At 63.1% G+C, this 18138-nt stretch carries 15 protein-coding genes and 1 pseudogene; 9 read left to right on the top strand and 7 right to left on the bottom strand.

Annotation, left to right across the window (positions count from 1 at the left end):
* Position 1: 1 nt before the first annotated feature.
* The 4 genes and pseudogenes from LMT64_RS11500 to LMT64_RS11485 all read right to left on the bottom strand — a co-directional run bounded on the left by LMT64_RS11500 (position 2) and on the right by LMT64_RS11485 (position 7100).
* A complete protein-coding gene (locus tag LMT64_RS11500) occupies positions 2–1846 on the bottom strand; it encodes an ABC transporter ATP-binding protein (protein WP_126352677.1) in 1845 nt (614 codons plus the stop codon).
* Between the two features lie 57 nt (positions 1847–1903).
* A complete protein-coding gene (locus tag LMT64_RS11495; RefSeq protein ID WP_126352678.1) occupies positions 1904–3721 on the bottom strand; it encodes an ABC transporter ATP-binding protein in 1818 nt (605 codons plus the stop codon).
* Positions 3722–3853: 132 nt separating this feature from the next.
* Positions 3854–5359: pseudogene (locus LMT64_RS11490) on the bottom strand (ABC transporter substrate-binding protein).
* 538 nt (positions 5360–5897) lie between these two features.
* A complete protein-coding gene (locus tag LMT64_RS11485; RefSeq protein WP_229253512.1) occupies positions 5898–7100 on the bottom strand; it encodes an MFS transporter in 1203 nt (400 codons plus the stop codon).
* A gap of 166 nt (positions 7101–7266) precedes the next feature.
* Between LMT64_RS11485 and LMT64_RS11480 the strand changes: the two genes are divergently transcribed.
* The 5 genes from LMT64_RS11480 to LMT64_RS11460 all read left to right on the top strand — a co-directional run bounded on the left by LMT64_RS11480 (position 7267) and on the right by LMT64_RS11460 (position 11953).
* Complete coding sequence (locus LMT64_RS11480; RefSeq protein WP_126352680.1) at positions 7267–8076, top strand: serine O-acetyltransferase; 810 nt, start codon at positions 7267–7269, stop codon at positions 8074–8076.
* Between the two features lie 60 nt (positions 8077–8136).
* Positions 8137–9051 carry a cysteine synthase CysM gene (cysM, locus tag LMT64_RS11475; protein ID WP_229253511.1) on the top strand — a complete coding sequence of 305 codons (915 nt, stop codon included), beginning with the start codon at positions 8137–8139 and terminating at the stop codon, positions 9049–9051.
* A 35-nt stretch (positions 9052–9086) separates the two neighbouring features.
* Positions 9087–9497 carry a 4'-phosphopantetheinyl transferase superfamily protein gene (locus LMT64_RS11470; protein WP_126352682.1) on the top strand — a complete coding sequence of 137 codons (411 nt, stop codon included), beginning with the start codon at positions 9087–9089 and terminating at the stop codon, positions 9495–9497.
* A 159-nt stretch (positions 9498–9656) separates the two neighbouring features.
* A complete protein-coding gene (locus tag LMT64_RS11465) occupies positions 9657–10355 on the top strand; it encodes a c-type cytochrome (protein WP_126352683.1) in 699 nt (232 codons plus the stop codon).
* Positions 10352–11953, top strand: a complete 1602-nt coding sequence (locus tag LMT64_RS11460; protein WP_126352684.1) for a flavin monoamine oxidase family protein — start codon at positions 10352–10354, stop codon at positions 11951–11953. Before LMT64_RS11465 ends, LMT64_RS11460 begins: the two co-directional genes overlap by 4 nt.
* Positions 11954–12114: 161 nt before the next feature.
* Here the strand turns inward: LMT64_RS11460 and LMT64_RS11455 are convergent, their stop codons facing one another.
* Entirely contained in the window at positions 12115–13695 is a 1581-nt protein-coding gene (locus tag LMT64_RS11455) for a S8 family peptidase (protein ID WP_126352685.1), read from the bottom strand.
* Between the two features lie 369 nt (positions 13696–14064).
* Between LMT64_RS11455 and LMT64_RS11450 the strand changes: the two genes are divergently transcribed.
* The 4 genes from LMT64_RS11450 to LMT64_RS11435 all read left to right on the top strand — a co-directional run bounded on the left by LMT64_RS11450 (position 14065) and on the right by LMT64_RS11435 (position 17389).
* The gene (locus LMT64_RS11450) at positions 14065–14856 is read left to right on the top strand and encodes an SRPBCC family protein (protein ID WP_126352686.1); all 792 of its coding nucleotides are present in this window, start codon (positions 14065–14067) and stop codon (positions 14854–14856) included.
* Positions 14853–16031, top strand: coding sequence for a zinc-dependent alcohol dehydrogenase (locus tag LMT64_RS11445; protein WP_126352687.1), 1179 nt, complete (start codon positions 14853–14855; stop codon positions 16029–16031). Before LMT64_RS11450 ends, LMT64_RS11445 begins: the two co-directional genes overlap by 4 nt.
* A 71-nt stretch (positions 16032–16102) precedes the next feature.
* The gene (gene kynA, locus LMT64_RS11440; protein ID WP_126352688.1) at positions 16103–16966 is read left to right on the top strand and encodes a tryptophan 2,3-dioxygenase; all 864 of its coding nucleotides are present in this window, start codon (positions 16103–16105) and stop codon (positions 16964–16966) included.
* Positions 16967–17020: 54 nt separating this feature from the next.
* A complete protein-coding gene (locus LMT64_RS11435; protein WP_126352690.1) occupies positions 17021–17389 on the top strand; it encodes an EAL domain-containing protein in 369 nt (122 codons plus the stop codon).
* Positions 17390–17446: 57 nt separating this feature from the next.
* Here LMT64_RS11435 and LMT64_RS14205 read toward each other — a convergent pair whose 3' ends face one another.
* The gene (locus tag LMT64_RS14205) at positions 17447–17638 is read right to left on the bottom strand and encodes a M48 metallopeptidase family protein (protein WP_267869788.1); all 192 of its coding nucleotides are present in this window, start codon (positions 17636–17638) and stop codon (positions 17447–17449) included.
* A 14-nt stretch (positions 17639–17652) separates the two neighbouring features.
* Positions 17653–18069 carry a YgjP-like metallopeptidase domain-containing protein gene (locus LMT64_RS11430; protein ID WP_267869787.1) on the bottom strand — a complete coding sequence of 139 codons (417 nt, stop codon included), beginning with the start codon at positions 18067–18069 and terminating at the stop codon, positions 17653–17655.
* Positions 18070–18138 lie beyond the last annotated feature (69 nt).

Raw genomic sequence — 18138 nt, 5'->3', positions numbered from 1 at the left:
TTCAGGAAAGAAGACCGTCATGAGAGCCATCTGGCGCTGCTTCCGTGTTTTCTTCAGCCCACAGCGCCTGCATTTCTTTGCTGCGTTCTAGAAGTTCGTCCAGCGGGCCTTGATCCAGTACTCGGCCCTCGCTCAGGACGACCACCCAGTCGGCGCGGCTGAGTGCGGCGCGGCGGTGCGACACCACCAGGCAGGTGGCATCTAGCTCGCCAGCCAGGCTGTCCCACAGCGCACTTTCAGTCTTGGCGTCCAGGGCGCTGCTCACGTCATCAAAGACCAGGAGGTCGGCCTGACGCGCCAGCATCCGCGCCACGGCGGTGCGCTGAATCTGTCCGCCACTCAGCTTGACGCCGCGGGCGCCCACCGGGGTGTCTAAGCCATGTCCCAGCTGATCCAAGTCGTCCCCAAGCTGCGCGAGGCGAATGGCGCGGTCCAGCTCGGAGGCGTCCCCGCCACTCAAAACGTTCTCCCGCAGGCTGTCCGAAAAGAGGCCTGGCAGCTGCGCGGTATACGACGAGCGTGGCGGCACGAAAAAGCTGGCTGGATCGTCCACCTGCTCTCCATTCCAGAGCACTTGTCCACCCTGGCGCGGAATCAGGCCCAGCACGGCGCGCACCAGGGTGCTCTTGCCGCTGCCGATCCGCCCGGTGATCACCACGAACTGGCCTCGGCGCACGGTCAGGTTGATGTCCTGCACGCCTCCTGCGCCGCCGTAGTCGGCACTCAGGTTCCGCACTTCCAGCGTGCGGAGCGGTTCGCTTTTGGAGGGCAGTGGGGCCGGTTCCGGGGCCTCGCCGCGCAGGTACAGCGGGGCGTGGCGGGTCATTTCGCCAAAAGGAGCGTCGGTCATCAGGCGGTGCATGCGCTCAAAGGCCACCCCGGTGCGGCGGTGGGTGGCGATCCAGTCGCCAAAGAAGCCCAGGGTGCCGGTCAGGCGCGGCAGCAGCCCGATGAACAGCACGAAGTCTGACACCACCATGTCGCCGCTCAGTACCAACCGCGATCCCAGCAGCAGCACCACGCCAGTCGCCAGAAAGACCATGTTGGTGTTCACCCCCCGGATCAGTTCGGTCAGCAGCACGTCTTTCAACGCCGCGTCTTGCCGGGTCACGCCCAGACGCTCCAGGTGCGCGACCATCTGCCCTTCCTGGCCGGCCAGCTTGACAGCCCCCACCGCGCCAAAGGTCTCTCCGATAAAGTCGGTCACGCGGGCAGTGGCCTCGCGCATGCGGCGGCGGTAGGTACGGATGCGGGGCGCCAATTTACTGACCACCAGAATCATCAGGAAAAGGGGTGCGACCACCAGCGCGGTCATCAGGGGGTCTACCCGTGCCATCAGCCAGACAGACACCAGCACAAACAGCGCCATCCCGAAGCCGTCCACCCAGGCTTCGATGTACTGGTTCACGTCCTCTACATCGTCACGGAAGCGGCTGACCGCTTCGGCGGGGGTGTCTGGCAGGGCACGCGAACCGGACGCCGTCAGCAGATAGTTCAGCAGGTTGCGGCGTACCAGTGCCCCGGTGGTCGCCAGCAGCTCAATGAATTTGAGGAAGGCCGCGTAGAACACGCCAAAGCGCATCAGCCGCGCTGCCGCGAAGGCCGCCAGCATGATCCAGACGCCGCCCAGCGCCGCTTCGGCGGTTCCCGGCGTGACCAGTTCCAGACGCCGGAACAGCTCGGAGGTGACCCAGGCCAGGGCCGCCGGCAGCAGATACACGCTGGCCCACAGCACCATGTTGATAAAAAAGAGCGCCGGGTTGTAAGCGATGATCCGCCGCGCCAGCGCGAAGGTCTGGCGGCCATCTATGCGGTACGGGTTGTGTGGTTCCAGGCTGGAAGTCATGGGGGTTCCTTTGGGGGGGATGGGGATGTGGTTCTAGGCGTTCAGACGGCCAGCGGTTCAGGCACTCAGTTCGGCCATCAGTTCTTCGGCACTTTGTTCACTCTGTCCAGCAGCGGCGCGCAGCAGGGCGGCGTACTGTGATCTAGGATCAGCGGCCAACTCCTCGCGTTCGCCAAATTCCAGCACCTCGCCGGCACCCAGCACCAGGATGCGGTCGGCGCGGGCCACCGTTTCCAGGCGGTGGGCGATCACGATGGCGGTGCGGCCATGCAACAGGCGGTCCATTGCGGCCGTCAGGGTGGCTTCGGTGGCGGGGTCCAGGCGGCTGCTCGGCTCGTCCAAGATGATGACGGCCGGGTCACGCAGCAACACACGGGCAAAGGCCAGCAGCTGTGACTGCCCCGCGCTGAGGCTGCCGGTGGGCAGTGGGGTGTGGATGCCGTCTTCCAGCCCCGCCAACCAGCTCCCCAGTCCCACTTCGTGTAGCGCGGCGGCCACCCGCTTGTCGGAGACCTGCGGATCAAAAAAGGTCAAGTTGTCGCGCACGCTGGCCTGAAAGACCTGCACGTCCTGACTGACCACGGCCACCCGCTCACGCAGGCTGGGCAGGGCGATATCGGTGATGCTGAGGTTGCCCAGGCGCACCTCGCCGCCAGTTGGGTCGTACAGGCGCGACACCAGCCGGGTCAGGGTGGTCTTGCCGCTGCCGGTGCGGCCCAGTAAGCCCAGGGTCTGCCCAGCGGGCAGTTGGAAGGACACGTCTTTCAGTACCCGCTCGCCCCCTGCTTCGTAGGCGAAATCTACCCGGTCAAAGGTCAAGTCTGGGGCCTGCGAGGGCAGTTCCTGCGTACCCGAAGGCAGCCCCGACTCCAGGGCCAGCAGCTCTCCGATGCGCGAGAGGCTGGCCCCGGCTTTTTGCAGGTCTTGCAGCTGCTGGCTGAGCTGGTCAATCGGTTCTTCCACCATGCTCATGTACTGATACATCAAAAAGGCCGTGCCTAGCGTGATTGCTCCGGCAGCATAAAGTCCCACTGCCGCTGAGAGAATCGCCACATACCCGGCAGCAAAGAGGCCCATGCTGAGTTGCCAGACGATGGCGCGCGCCTTCCACGAGGCCAGGAAGTTGCCGAAATACTCGCGCTGCACGGCCAGGAAACGGTGCAGGTGGTGCTGACCGGCCCCCAGAGCCCGCACATCATCTAGCCCGGCCAGGCGTTCTTCCACGTAGCCGTACAGCTGGGCGCTGCTTTCACGCTCACGCTCGGTGGGTTCGATCCCGTGCTTGCGGACGGCATTCATGGCCCAGAGGGTAATCAGGGCGAAAGTGGTCACACCCAGGCCCACCCAGGCGTTGACCCGCCAGAACATGAACAGTGCCCCGATCAGCAGCAGTCCAGCTCCAAACACCCGTACCGCAAACTGCGAGAAGAAGTTGCTGAGCGCGGTCACGTCGCCGTCAATCCGCTCGATCAGTTCGCCGGGGGTGCGTTCCTTGTGCTCGGCCATGTCCAGACTCAGCAGGTGCCGGGTCAGGTCGGCGCGCAGCTGGTTGGTGGCCCGCCAGCCCACCCGCGCCCCCACGTAGGTCGCCAGGGCGTTCATGATCTGTACGCCGATGGCGAGCGCGATATAGGTCAGCGCCAGCCGGGTCAGCAGATCCAAGTCGGCCCCGGAACCCTCGCGGGCCGTGTCCACAAACTGGGCCAGTAACTGTGGAAGTTGCAGATTCAGTGCGGTGGAGGTGAGCAGCAGCGCAGCCAGGCCCAGCACCCACCATTTCAGGGGCGCCAGGTACTGGCCCAGCACGCGTAGGGTGCGGCCAGAAGCCCCGGCAGGCGCCTGCGCGGGGGTCGGTGAGGAGGCGCTCGTCGTCATATCGCTCAGCCTACGCCCGGCGCCGGGTCTAGAGCATGCGCCAGATGGCGTAGTGGGCCCGATGGACGCCGCTATATGAAAAAATACGCAGGCTGAGGGAGTGGCCCGGTCTGCGTAGCTGTCGGTGCTCGCCTACTCGCTCTTGCTGAGGTTCTTCCAGTAGTAGCCGTACAGCGGGTTGTAGTTCTGCGGCTCCATGCCGCTCAGGTCGTTGTGGTAGGCCAGGAAGCTGCGGCCCACCGGCAAGTTGATGTAGTAGCCCTCGTCGCGGGCACGCTCGGCCACCTGACCGTACAGCTTGGTGCGCTCGGCCTCGTCGGTGATGGTGGCGGCCTCATCAGTCCAGGCGTCAAGCTCGGGGTCGTTCAGGCTGAACAGTGGCGCGTAGAAGCCCTTGGAGTGATAGAAGGTCCGGATAAAGTTATCAGGATCGGCGTAGTCGGGACCCCAGCCCACCTGGCCCATCGGTTCCACGTCCACCGCGGTCAGGAAATCACCCAACGGCTTGCCCACCATGTTGATGCGGAACTTGGGGTTCATGGTTTCCAGGTTCTGCTTGAGCATTTCCAGGGCGGTCTGGTTCTCGGTGTAGCCTTCCAGATAGGCTGCCGTCAGCGTGAAGCCCTGCTCCCAGGCCTGGCCGTCATGCGCCGCTTTGCAGAATTCCTCGGCTTGGGCGGGGTCGTACGCCTGTGGCTCGACATTGCCGTCGTATCCCAGGAAGGTGTCAGGCAGCATGGCGTTTTGGTGGGTGCCCTGACCGCTCAGAACCTGATCAATAAAAGCCTGATTATCAAAGGCATAGGTAAAGCACCTACGCATATTCGCATCGGCAAAGAAATTGTCCGGTACGCCAGTGCCCCACTCGCCGCCCGTAGGCGTGTCACTGGCGCTGAGGTCCTGGTTCAGACTAAAGCCGTAGGCGCTCAGGCGCGGCATGTCGCCATGAAAGACGATGCCCGGCTGACCTTTGATCTGTGTCTCGGCCACTTCACGGCTGCTCAGGTCCACCAGGTCGGCGTCTCCACCCAGGAAAGCCTGAATGCGGCTGGCCTCTTCTGGCACCAGTTCCTAGACCACGTTCTTGATGGCGGGTGAGCCGTTCCAGTAGTCCTCGAAGGCTTGGACGGTCACGTTGCTGGTGTCCTGCGAAGCCAGTTGATAGACCCCGGTGCCGCTGGGGTCAGCCGAGAGGGCCGAGCCGCTGATGTCTTTGCCGATCCAGTCTTTCCAGGTGGCCTCGGTGCCGTCCCACTCGCCAAGTTCCTTGGCGTGCCGACTGTCCACGATGCCGTATCCGAAAAAGGCCAGCTTGGGCACGAAGCTGGGATCTACTTTAGGCAGCTTGAAGACCAGCGTTTCCCCTTCACAGGCCACCGCATTGCTGATCCGCTCCCAGGTGATGGAAGGGTCCTCAGAGGCGTTGACCTTGCTACCCAGCAGTGATTCGGCCAGGAACCAGTTGCCGGAGTCGGCAGTGTTGGTGATCAGGTCGCGCCGGAAGGTGTATTCGGCGTCGGCGCAGCTAAAGGCGTTGCCGCTGTGAAACGTCACGTCCGGGCGCAGGTTGAAACGGTACTGTGTGCCGCCCTCCTCTTCTGCCCAGTCGGTGGCCAGCAGGCCCTGCAAATCGGTCATGGAGCTGCCCTGATACGCCACCAGCGGTTCGTAGATGTTCTTGACGAAGAGGACGCTGCCGTAATCGTAAGCCGCGCCAGGGTCCAGGGTCAGCACTTCCAGGCGGCCCATGACTGCCAGGGTATTGGTGCCGGTCTTGGTCGGGATGACCTCGCCAGACGCTGCAGCCGGACTGGTAGCAGCGGGCTCAGTGGCGGTGTCTGTACTGGCAGCCGGTTCCGCTGGGGCAGTGTCGGCAGCATCAGGCGTAGCCGTGTCGGCGGCGGTACTGGCCTGGTCGGTGCAGGCCGCCAGGCCCAGGGTAAGAAGCAGCAAGGCAGATTTTTTCATGAGCCACCCCGTCTCGGCGATACGACACGTCGGCTACGTCATAGGCTGGCGCAGCGTGGCTGGAATTGAGACTGAGGTTTCAGTATACCGGAGCCGGGTTGGGCGTGGATGCGGAATTGTAGGGTGAAGCAGCCTTGAGCTGACGCAGAGAGAAGATGGCCCGAGGTCGGCTGCAGACGGTTGCAGGGCCTTTAGGCCAGCCATGTCCTCATCCATCCAGTGCTGTAATCGCGCTCCGGCGCTGCTCTACCCGACCTTCCAGCAGCAGGTAAATTGCGGCGGCAGCCCAGCCCAGGGCGGCCAGTGCCGTCCACATCGGCGCGGCCCCGTAGTGCTCCAGCAAGGCGGTGCCCAGCAGCGGTGCGATCAGTCCGGCCAGGCCCGACATGCTGCCCACAATGCCAAAATACCGCCCGCGCTGCTCGGGGCGGGCCAGTTCGCTGATCACCGTCTTGCTGATGGAGTAGGCCACGATTTCGCCCAGGGTCCAGACCACCACCGCCCCCATGTGCGTCCAGAGGGTATCTGCAAAAGCGTGCCCGAAAAAGCCCAGCCCCAGCATGGCCGCGCCGATGGCTTGCCAGCGGGGATGGTTGCTGCGGGCGATCAGGTGGCCCACCGGCAGGCCCAACAGGACGACCAACACGCCATTGACCGCCACCACCTGCCCGTACTGCGCGGGCGTGTAGCCGCCGTCGGCAAAGACCAAGGCCAGCATCTTGTAGCCCTGATAGGTCAGCGAATACAGCAGCGTGGCCAAGCTGAATTGCCACAGCAGCGCGTCACGCGGCAGCCAGCGTTGCAATTCGGTACTGGCGCTGCGCCCAGGTCGGACATTCGGAAAGCGCCAGCGCAGCAGCGCGGCATATAGGAGCATCGCCGCCGCGTCCAGGTAAAACACCAGCCGGAACGATGCGCCTGCCAGATAGCCGCCCAGCACCGGAGCCACCGACGCGCCCACATTGATGGCCCAGTACAGCAGGTTGTAGGCGCGGGTGCGCTGTGCGCCGTGGGTCAGTCCGGCCACGGCGCTGCTCACTGCAGGTTTGTACATTGCCTGAAACAGCGAGTAGGCCAGCACGCCCAGCAAAATCTCCCAGAAGCTGCCGGCGTGCGCCAGGAGAGCGAGTATCACCGCGCCCCCCGCGAGCGCCAGCTGCATGGTGACGCCGCTGCCCACGCGGTCACTCAGGCCCCCGCCCAGGCTCTCGGCAAAAAAGCGGCCCACCCCCATCGCACTCAGGATTACTCCCACCTGGGTCAGCGAAAAGCCTTTTTCGGCGGTCAGATAAAAGCCCAGCAGCGGCGCGACGAACTCGCCCAGACGGTTGAGTAGCGTTCCGAACCACAGCACCCAAAAGGCCGGAGGATAGCCTTCTCGGAGGGCATGCAGGCGCTGGGCAGGGGTCACGCTGCCTATCATGCGCCTGCGGCTAAGGGAGAGGTGGTGTCTGTGCGGGGGACAGCGCCCGCCATAGCTCCGGGGCCGTAGGGGGCTGACTCCGTGACCCCCGGTGCCTGCCAAACACGCCCCTCGCCCCACTTTCCGGCACACAGCGGCCCCTATACTCGGGCGCATGACCGCGCTGAGCGATGACTTTTTGCAGCAGCTGATGACCCATCACCGCGAGGGCGGGCGCTACCCCCCCAGCGAGTGGGTGGTGTCCTGGGCCGAGGGGCTCCTTTACACCCTCTTCCCGGAGCAGACCGGGCGCTGCATTGACAACGCTGCTTGCCTGCGCGCCGAACTGCTCAGGTCCGAGGTCACGCTGGCCCGCACCCTGACTCCCCTGGCCGCCGAGTTGCCGCAAGATGCACACGCGCTGGCCGGGGAATTTATGGCGCAGCTACCCGAACTGTATGCCCTGATGATGGCGGACGCCCACGCCATGTGGGAGGGTGACCCGGCAGCCCGCAGCCACTACGAGGTTATTCGGGCCTATCCCGGCTTTTACGCTGCATCGCTCTACCGCATCGCCCACCGCCTGCACTGCTTAGGCGTGCCGCTGCTGCCCCGGCTGATTACCGAGCGGGCGCACAGCCGCACCGGCATTGACATTCACCCTGGCGCAGTCATCGGGGAACGCTTTTGCATCGACCACGGCACCGGCATCGTGATCGGAGAAACGGCCCAGATCGCTAACGATGTCAAGCTGTATCAGGGTGTCACGCTGGGGGCGCTCAGTGTGGACAAGGACATGGCCGGAACCAAGCGCCACCCCACCCTGCACAGCGGCGTGATCGTCTATGCCGGGGCCACCATCCTGGGTGGTCAGACCGTGATCGGGCAGGGGTCGGTGATCGGAGGCAATGTCTGGGTCACCCGCAGTGTGCCGCCGGGAGCCAAGGTGTATTACAAGGGTGAATTGGATATTCGGCTGTTGTGAGGCGGCGGGTAGGAATCAGCACCTCTTTCACTCCGGTGCGGGTGCTTTACACTGCCGCCCATGACTGAACCTCACGTTGCCCTGCACCCGTCGGCGCTCGACCTGATCGGCAATACGCCCCTGGTTCGCCTGCACACCCTCAGCACCGACCGCGTAGATGTGTATGGCAAGCTGGAAGGCCAGAATCCCGGCGGCAGCGTCAAGGACCGCGCCGCCCGCGCCATGATTGAGGGGCTGCTAGAGCGCGGCGAACTGCCCAGCGGCACCCGTCTGATCGAGGCCACCTCGGGCAACACCGGCATCGCGCTGGCGATGATCGCCCGGCTGCGCGGCCTGGAGCTGGAACTGGTCATGCCCGAAAATGCCACCGCCGAGCGGGTTCAGACCATGCGGGCTTACGGCGCCACTGTCACGCTGACCCCAGCGGACGGCGGCATGGAAGCGGCCATCGACCACATGCACGCCGAGGTGGGGGCGGGCCGGGCGCAGATGCTCAATCAGTTCGGCAACCCTGACAACCCCCGCGCCCACTATGAGACGACGGGACCCGAAATCTGGCGCGACACCGGTGGGCGCGTCACCCATTTCGTGTCCAGCATGGGGACCACTAGCACGATCATGGGGGTATCGCGCTATCTCAAGGAGCAGAGTGACGCGGTCCAGATTGTGGGAGTGCAGCCCACCGAAGGGGCCAGCATTCCCGGTATTCGCCGCTGGCCCGAGGCTTACCTACCCGCCAACTATCAGCCAGAGCGTGTGGACCGAGTGATAGATGTCAGCGAAGATCAGGCCCGCGCCATGACCCGCGCCCTGGCCCGCGAAGAAGCGATCTTTGCCGGCATGAGCAGCGGTGGGGCTGCGCACGCCGCCGCCCAGCTGGCCCGTGAACTGACCGACGCCGGGAAGGGCGGGCTGATCGTGACCATCGTCTGCGACCGGGGCGACCGTTATCTGTCGTCGGACCTGTTCGCCTGATTGCCCAGACCGCCCTGCCCGCTATCATGGCCCGCGTGATTGTTTCGGTGGGCCATGACCTGATTGAACTGGGCCGGATTCGCGGCCTGCTGGAGCGCGAGCCGCAGCGCTATCAGCGGCTATTCGCCCCCGCCGAGCTGAGCTACGCCCTGGCGCAACGTGACCCGGTACCGTCACTGGCCGCCCGCTTTGCTGCCAAGGAAGCCTTTCAGAAAGTCTGGCCGCGCCCATTCGGCTGGCAGGAGGTCTGGGTCGAGCGGCTTGCTACTCCAGACGGCCCTTTTGAGTACGGCCCCCCGGCGCTGCACTTTGCCCCGCATATCGCCGCCGAGCTGCAGGAGCGCGGCTGGCGCACCCATCTCAGCTTGACCCACAGCCGCGAACATGCCTCAGCGGTGGTGGTGCTGGAAGCTTATGCCAGCCCAGGCGAACAAATTGGCTCCTAGCTTCGGGGCTGTGAAGGGCTTAACGCATAACTCATTTCCCGTGTGAAACTTGCCGCGTCCCTAGCAGGCGGACTAGGGTGGGACATATCTACCCAGGAAGAGGGTCAGGTGCTGGCCCGTACCGTGGGTCCCTCCGCCTCAACCGCACAGGAGACACTTATGGATGACGCAAGATCAGTAGCATGGAAAGTCGTGGCCGGTCTGGTCGCGCTGTTCCTGCTGGCTTCGGCCCTGCTGTGGGCTTTTGCCCGCACCACCCCGCAGCAGGAAAATGCCAACGCAGCTCAGGCAGCAGGCGTGACCACGCAGCAGAACCAGTCGGCAGAAGGTCATAGCAGCGCGGCGCAGCCCCAGTCGAAAGCCGCAGCAGGTGCTACCGCCCAGGATGGGGAAGGCCAAAGTGAAACGGATCCCAACACCGGACAGGCCGAAACCGAAGACGGTGAAGAAGGTGCCCTGGCGGGTGAATCCAGCAACACCGAAGCGGCAGATGCTGAAGCCATGGTGATCCATCCCGCCTTCAATGTCGAATCCGGCGAAGAGCTGTACGCCGCGGCCTGCCAGAGCTGCCACATGGCTGGTGGAGTAGGCGCTGACCAGGGTGGCGGAACCAAGAACTATCCAGCGCTGGCCGGCAATGCCAACCTGCAAACTCCCCAATATCCAGCCACCTTTATTCTCAACGGCGCGGGGGCCATGCCTTCCTTTGCCGATCAGTTGACCGACGAGCAGATTGCCATGCTGATCAACTATCTGCGCAATGACCTAAACGATTTTGACGGCGAAGTGACGCCTGGGGACATTGAGCCACTGCGTGATGGTGCGCGTTCGACCACGTTAGGAGATGATGCAGGATGACCGAGCAAGACCAGATCACCCCGGCTGCTGAAGGCACGGGCAGCCTGACCCGGCGCCGTTTTATCGAAATGATGGGTGCAGTGGGCGGCACGGCAGCCGCCATGCACGCCATGACCTCGCTGGGTTTTGCACAGGGCAGTGAGAACCGTATTCCGCAGCTTCAGGGCAGTGGCGCTGGCACCAGTGTGCTGATCCTGGGCGCGGGCCTGGCGGGTATGTCCTCAGCCTTTGAGCTGAGCAAGTTGGGCTACGACGTCCGGATTCTGGAATTCCGGGGTCAGGCCGGGGGCCGCTGCTGGACCCTGCGTGGCGGCGACACCTATACCGAACTGGGTGGCGAAACCCAGCAGGTGCAGTTCCAGGAAGGCAACTATTTCAATCCCGGCCCCTGGCGGATTCCATACCACCACCGCACCTACCTGGAATATGCCCGGCAGTTCGGTGTGCAGCTTGAACCCTTTATTCAGGTCAATGAAAATGCCTACATTCACCGCAGTGGTCCCGGCAAGAAGTACCGTATCCGCGAAGTGCGCTCAGACTTCTACGGCAACGTGGCCGAGCTGCTCAGCAAAGCGGTGAATGCCGGTGGGCTGGATCAGGACCTGACCGGCGATGACAAGGACAAGATGACCGAGGCCCTCGCCGAATGGGGCGCACTGGACGATGCAGCCCGTTACGTAAAGGGCATGGCCAGCAGCCACCACCGCGGCTACTCGGTCGATCCCGCCGACCGTCTGCAACCTGGTGAGCCATCTGACCTGATTCCGCGCAGCGATCTGCTGCAAGGCGGCTACTGGCAGAACATCATTGATGGCCTGGTTTATGACCACCAGCAGGCTATTTTCCAGCCGGTGGGTGGCATGGATCAAATGGCCCGTGCCTTCGAGGAACGCACCCGGGATCTGATTACTTACAATGCCCGCGTCACCTCACTGACGGCACAGGACACGGGTGGTGTGAGCGCAACGTACGTGGACGGCAGCGGCGCAGAGCAGCAGGTTCAGGCCGATTACTGCATCTGTACCATTCCGCTGAGCGTACTCTCGCAAGTGGAACTGAATGCTGACCCTGAACTGGTCCGTGCCACCCGTGAAATTGCCTACGCAGCCAGTTTCAAGGCGGGTCTGGAAGCCCGGCGCTTCTGGGAAACCGAGGAGCACATTTATGGCGGCGTAACCTACACGGACCTGCCGATCGCCGTGACCAGCTATCCCTCAACTGGACAGAACCTGGCCGAAACCGGTGTGGTGCTGGCCGCCTACCAGTTCGGGCCAGATGCACTGAAATACAGCGGCATGACGCCGCAGCAGCGCCTGACCGAAGTGCGTGGCATGTACGCTCAGATTCATCCGCAGATGCAGGATGAATTTATCAGTGGCGTCAGCGTGGGTTGGCACCGGGTTCCCTGGGCACTCGGCTGCTACGCACCGTACACCGATGAACAGCGCCAGGGTGCCTATGCAGTTCTGAGCCGCCGTCATGGCCCATTGATGCTGGCGGGTGAGCACATCAGCTACTGGAATGGTTGGCAGGAAGGTGCGCTGCTGAGTGCCATGAGTGCCGTGCAGGAAATCCACGGCGCGGCGCAGGCTGGTTAACGGCGATTCATTCGGGGCCAAGCAAGTTGGCGGCGGGCAGGCCAGAACTGGGGAGGGGGTAAGCTTTCTCCCCATAGTTCGCAGCCGCTCACCGAGAAGCCATACAAGAAACAGCGGCAAAGGGAAAATCCTTTGCCGCTGCGAGTTAGGGCGGGGAAACCTTAGTTGTTTTCACCGAGGACGAAGCTACCGCTGCCGGAGTAGGCGTTGACGATCCAGCGGTAGTAGCCGCTCGTGGCGTTGTAGGAGACGCGCTCAGGGTTGGCAACGCCGTTGGCTTGGGCGACGTAAGCCCAGCTGCTGCCGTTCCACTTCTGGAGGTAGAGGTCGAAGTCAGCGCTAGCAGGGAACTTCAGCTCGCCGGTGATGGTGCCGCCAGCATACTGGTAGTACTGGGTGACCTGGTTCTGACCGCTATACAGGGTGCCTTGGTAGGTGCGGTCATAGGTGGGCGGGGTGGGTTCAGGAGTCGGGGTGGGCGTGGTGCCGCCGCCGGGGTTGGTGAACAGCAGCAGGTTGGGGCTGCCCTTGGCGTCGGTCACCTTGTTGAGGGTGGCGTTGGTCTTCAGGGCACTCTCAACCTGGGCCGGGGTAAAGCCAGGGTTGGCTGCCAGGATCAGTGCTGCGCCGCCCGCCACGTGTGGGGAGGCCATTGAGGTTCCGCTGATGGTGTTGGTATTGGTGTCACTGGTGTGCCAGGCACTGGTGATGGAGCTGCCTGGAGCGTGGATGTCGACGCAGGAACCCCAGTTGGAGAAGGAGCTGCGGGCATCCGTATTGGTGGTCGAAGCCACAGTAATGGCGCGGGGAGCGCGGGCCGGGCTAACGTTACAGGCGTTCTGGTTTTCGTTGCCGGCAGCCACCACCATGACCAGACCCGAGGTCACGGCGTTGGTCACGGCGTCATCGGTGGCTTGGCTGGCTCCACCACCAAGGCTCATGTTGGCCACAGCAGGGCGACTCTGACGGTTCTGGGCAGCCCAGTTGATGCCAGCGACGACACCAGAGTTGCTACCGGAGCCGTTACAGGCCAACACTTTGACTGCGACCAAGCGCGTAGCTTTGGCGAGGCCGTATTGCGTGCCGCCTACCGTACCTGCCACGTGGGTTCCGTGACCGTTACAGTCGGTGTTCTGGCCGTCTCCGGTGGTATTGGTACCGAAGGTGGCACGCCCACCAAAATCAGTGTGAGTGGTGCGGATGCCCGTATCAATCACGTAAGAAACGACGTTGGCAGCAGTTTGGTCATAGACGTAGGTGCTGTTCAGCGGCAGGTTGCGCTGGTCTACGCGGTCCAGCCCCCAGGTCGCGCCGTTTTGGGTGGCGTTCAACTCCACGACTTGGTCTTGTTCCACGTATTTGACGCGGGGATCACTGCGTAGGGTTTCCAAGTTCTCAGCGCTCAACTTGGCCGCAAAGCCGTCCAGTACGAATCCGTAGACCTGTTGTACCGTGACGCCCTGTGCCTGCAGGCCAAAGGCCTGAATGAGGCTGTCCTCGGTCTGAGCGCTCAGGTTGTCGCCCAGGGCGCCGTCCTTGAGCACCACGATGTACTGGCCAGGAATGGCCTTGGCGGCGTCTACTTCCAGCAGAGGGGCCACCCCATTGGGGCTGCGCTCAGGCACAGTCACGGCGCCTTGGTCAGCGCTGGGGGGAGTCGGAACAGCGGCAGTAGGTGCACCGTTACCGCAGGAAGCGAGCAGCAGGCTCAAGCCGAGGGCCACAGCAGTCATCTTTTTCATGTTCTTACCTCTTTCGAAACGGCAGTGTCCGCAGGTCTTCCCAAACCCGCTGGTGGCAATTCGCCTAGATGAACCCGTTTCATCCAGCACATTAAGGTGCCATTACTGTTTTAATAGTGACTCAGAATTCATGTTCATGATTTACAAGCTGTTGCCCAAGGGCTGTTCTGCCTTCCAAGCAGCAGATTTGACTTGTGTGGCACGGTCTGGATACGCACCCAGCGGTACTTTGTGCTAGAGACGAATCCGGGGCAGGCGCGCCCGGGTGCCTCCTCATACAGGGGCGGGCAGTTTTTAAGGAACCTTGAGAACAGGGCGTCAACAAACGGTTTCCCATCCTTTAACCCAGATGACGCGCCATAGTACTTTATGAACACAAAAGCTGTACCTGAACAGGAGCTTCCGGGCGCTCAGTTGCTACCGACGGAACGAACTGCGCTGGGCGTGCTGGGCAGCGCCCTGCTGCTCAGTGGTCTGGGGCAACGCGGGGTAGGTCGACTGGTGCTGATGGGCCTGGGCAGTGGCCTGGGTTACATGGCCGCCAAAGGACGTAACCCGCTGGCGACTGCCCTCAAAATTCAGCAAAATGACTCCGGCGAGGTAATGGTGCGGGAAGCCGTCACCATCGGCAGGCCGGTGGATGAAATCTACGCCCAGTGGCGTGATTTGCCGAACCTGCCGCGCATCATGTCGCACCTGGAGCGAGTAGAGTTGCTGCAAGGAAACCGTTCGTGCTGGACCGCCAAAGCGCCTGCGCCCCTGAATCAGGTGACCTGGGAAGCCGAACTGACCGCTGACGAGCCGGGGCAGCGCATCGCTTGGCAATCGCTGCCGGGTTCACAGATCGAAAACAGCGGCGAGGTGCTGTTCCGTGAAGCCCCCGGCGGGCGCGGCACCGAGGTGGTGGCCCGGCTCAGTTACCGGCCCCCTGGCGGCAGTTTCGGGGCAATTGCGGCGCGCATCATGGGTGAGGAACCCGCACAGCAACTGCGTGACGACCTGATGCGCTTCAAGCGTGAGCAGGAGCTGGGCTATAACCCCACCACCAACGGACAAACCAGTGGCCGCGCCGACGCAGGCGAGCGCAAACCAGAGCCTGCGGCCCAGCCGAAACCAACCAGTGCAAAGACGCAGAACATGCAGAAAAAGGGTGAACAATGAAAGCGATCGTCTGGCAGGGAGTCAATCAAGTCGGAGTAGAAACTGTTCCTGATCCGGAACTGTTGCTGCCTACCGACGCCATCATCAAAATCACCTCCACGGCCATCTGTGGCTCGGACCTGCACCTGCTGGACGGCGCGATCCCGTCCATGCAAAAGGGTGACGTGCTGGGTCACGAGTTTATGGGTGAAGTGGTCGAGGTGGGCCGCGATGTCAAAAAGCTCAAGGTCGGGGACCGGGTGGTCGTGCCGTTCAACATCGCCTGTGGGGTGTGTGATCCCTGTCAGCGTGGCCTGTACGCGGCCTGCGACAACTCCAATCCCAATCACCGCATGGCCGAAGCGCTGTATGGGGCGACCAGCGGCAGTGCGCTGTTCGGCTACTCGCACATGTTCGGCGGATATGCGGGCGGACAGGCGCAGTATGTCCGTGTTCCCTTTGCCGACGTCGGCCCCCACAAGATCGAAACCGACCTCAAGGACGAGCAGGTCCTGTTCCTGACCGACATTTTCCCGACTGGTTATCAGGCCGCCGAGAACTGCGACATCGTAGAAGGCCGCGATGTGGTAGCCGTGTTCGGCGCAGGCCCGGTGGGGCAGTTTACCGCCCGCAGTGCCCAGATGCTGGGAGCGGCCCATGTGATCGTGATTGACCGCGTGCCGGAGCGTCTGGCGATGGCCGAGCGCTTTGGCTGCCAAACCATCAATTACGAAGAAGAAGATGTGTTGATTGCCCTGCTTGAAGCGACCGGTGGGCGCGGCCCCGACCACGTGATTGACGCGGTGGGCATGGAAGCCCACGGCCACGGCCCCGGCCACGCCCTGGACATGGCTCAGAAAGTCACGGGCCAGACCTTCGACCGCATTACGGCACTGCGCTGGGCCATTCTCAGCTGCGCCAAGGGCGGGACCGTTTCTATGCCGGGTGTATATGGCGGCCTGGTAGACAAGATGCCGATGGGCGCGGCGTTCGGTAAGGGCCTGACCTTCAAGATGGGCCAGACCCACACCCACCGCTATATCAGCCCACTGCTGGAGCGGATTGAAGGCGGGCAGATTGACCCCAGCTTCGTCATTACCCACCGCGCTTCGCTGGATCAAGCCCCGGACCTGTACAAGACCTTCCGTGAAAAGCAGGACAGCTGTATCAAAGTGGTCCTGAATCCCTGGGCCTGAGCCTCAGCGCTGGCCCGTCCCCGCTGCGGCGGGGATTTTTTATGCCGCCGCCACTGTGCCAGACTGAAGCCATGACCGACCAAGCCCAGAAAAATGTGGGACGCCCCGGCGCTCCCGACAGCGCGGATCAGGCCTACAGCGACTTTACGCGCAGCCTGAGCTACGGCGATTATTTGCAGCTTGAGCTGCTGCGTAGCGCCCACCAACCCGTGACCGAAGCCCACGACGAACATCTGTTTATCGCCATTCATCATGTGTCAGAGGTCTGGCTGGACCTGATCGTGCGCGAACTGCAAGCTGCCATGCTGCTGCTGGAAGGGGGCATCACCGACGGGCCGCTCAAGATGTTGAGCCGGGTGGTCCGCGCCGAAGAACAGATGACGAACGCCTGGGATGTCCTGAAGACCATGACGCCCACCGACTATCTGGAGTTCCGCAGTGCATTTGGGCAGGCCTCGGGCTTTCAGAGCGAGCGTTACCGCATGATGGAATTCATGCTGGGCAACCGCAACGCCGTGATGCTGCGTCCCCACGCCCACCGTGAAGAGCTGTACGGGCCGCTGAAAGAGGCGATGGAGGCCCCCAGTATCTATGACCTGACGCTGCGGCTGCTCTCGCAGGCTGGATTCGGTCTGCCTGCCGAGGTGCTAGAGCGTGACTACTCGCAGCCCTACCGGTCTCACCCCGCCGTCAAAGCGGCCTGGATGGAGGTGTACCGCAACACCGACCGATACTGGGAGCTGTATGAATTGGCCGAGAAATTGCTGGACGTCGAAGATCAGTTCCGGCGTTGGCGCTTTAACCACCTGACCACCGTGGAGCGGGTGATTGGCTTCAAGCGTGGCAGCGGCGGGACCAGTGGCGCAGGCTACCTGAAAAAAGCGCTGGATGTCGTCCTGTTTCCGGAGCTGTGGGAAGTGCGTACCGAGCTGTAAAGCGGCCTTTCACGTACTTGGGCAGCTAGGGGTGATCACGCCTGTTACGCGCAGCTGCTGTCCCCTGTCAGACGGTGTTATGGCCGGGAGAATAAACTGATCCTGTCTTTTCCTCCCGCCCCTGAACCGCTGGATGCCAGTCCGGCGGAGCTGCGGCCTGATCTGGTCAAACTGGACCGGGGCCTGATTCGGGATCTTCAGGGTGATGATCCGAGGCTGCCTCTGGTTACGGCGCTGATCCGTTACGCCCATGATCTGGGTATCCGGGTGGTGGCCGAGGGCATCGAGACGGAAGCTGAACTCAGAACGGTGGCCGAGCTGGGAGTGGACTGTGGTCAGGGATATTTCCTGGGGCGCCCAGCTGCTGGCCTGACTGGCCTGTCTAGGGAAGCTGCGGCGCTGTGGCCGGGGCTGACACGTTAACCGACAGGCGTGCGCGAGCTGATGTTCTCTCTCGGTGCCTAAGAGGTGCCTCAAGGTTTAGGTGCTTGCAGGAACCAGCTCCACTCGGTTCAGTCGTTCACGTTGCTGCCGCCAGTCAGGCCGCACCTGGTCCAGCAGGGCATAGTACCGGGCCGAGTGATTGAACTCGCGCAGGTGGCACAGCTCGTGCAGGATGACGTAGTCAATGCATTCCTCTGGAGCATGCAGCAGTGCGGTATTCAGGTTCAAGTGGCCCCGGCTACTCATCGACCCCCAGCGGGTCCGCATGGTGGTGGTGCGAAAAACTCGCCGGAATGGTGCAGGCCGAAAGTGGCAGCATGCGCCAGGAGCGCAGGCATCCGCGACGAGAACACCTCCCGCGCCCGCTGCCGCCACCAGTCCTTCAGCACTGCCTCGGCTCGGTCCTGTGACTGGACTGTGACGTACAGTTCGCCGGGGCGAAAGCTCACGCCTTCAGGGTGTTCTGGCTGTACGTGCACTTGCAGACGGTACGGTCGGCCCAGGTCGTACCAGTCTTCACCAGTGACATATCGGCGCGGCGGTAGAGGAGGAGAGAGCTGCGCCACTTCGCGCAGTTTCCGGGCGATCCAGGGGGCTTTGCGGGACAGAGCCGCTTCTATCTCAGAGCGACTGGCCTGCAGCGGAGCTGTGACCAGCACCTCGCCTTCCCGCGTGACTCGAATCCCCAATGTGCGGCGGGCACGGCGGGTCAGCTGATAGGGAATGGC

It is taken from the genome of Deinococcus radiophilus, assembly GCF_020889625.1.
GTDB classification, from domain to species: Bacteria; Deinococcota; Deinococci; order Deinococcales; family Deinococcaceae; genus Deinococcus; species Deinococcus radiophilus.
The sequence above is the reverse complement of the archived record's forward strand: the minus strand, read 5'-3'. Positions and strand labels throughout refer to the sequence as shown.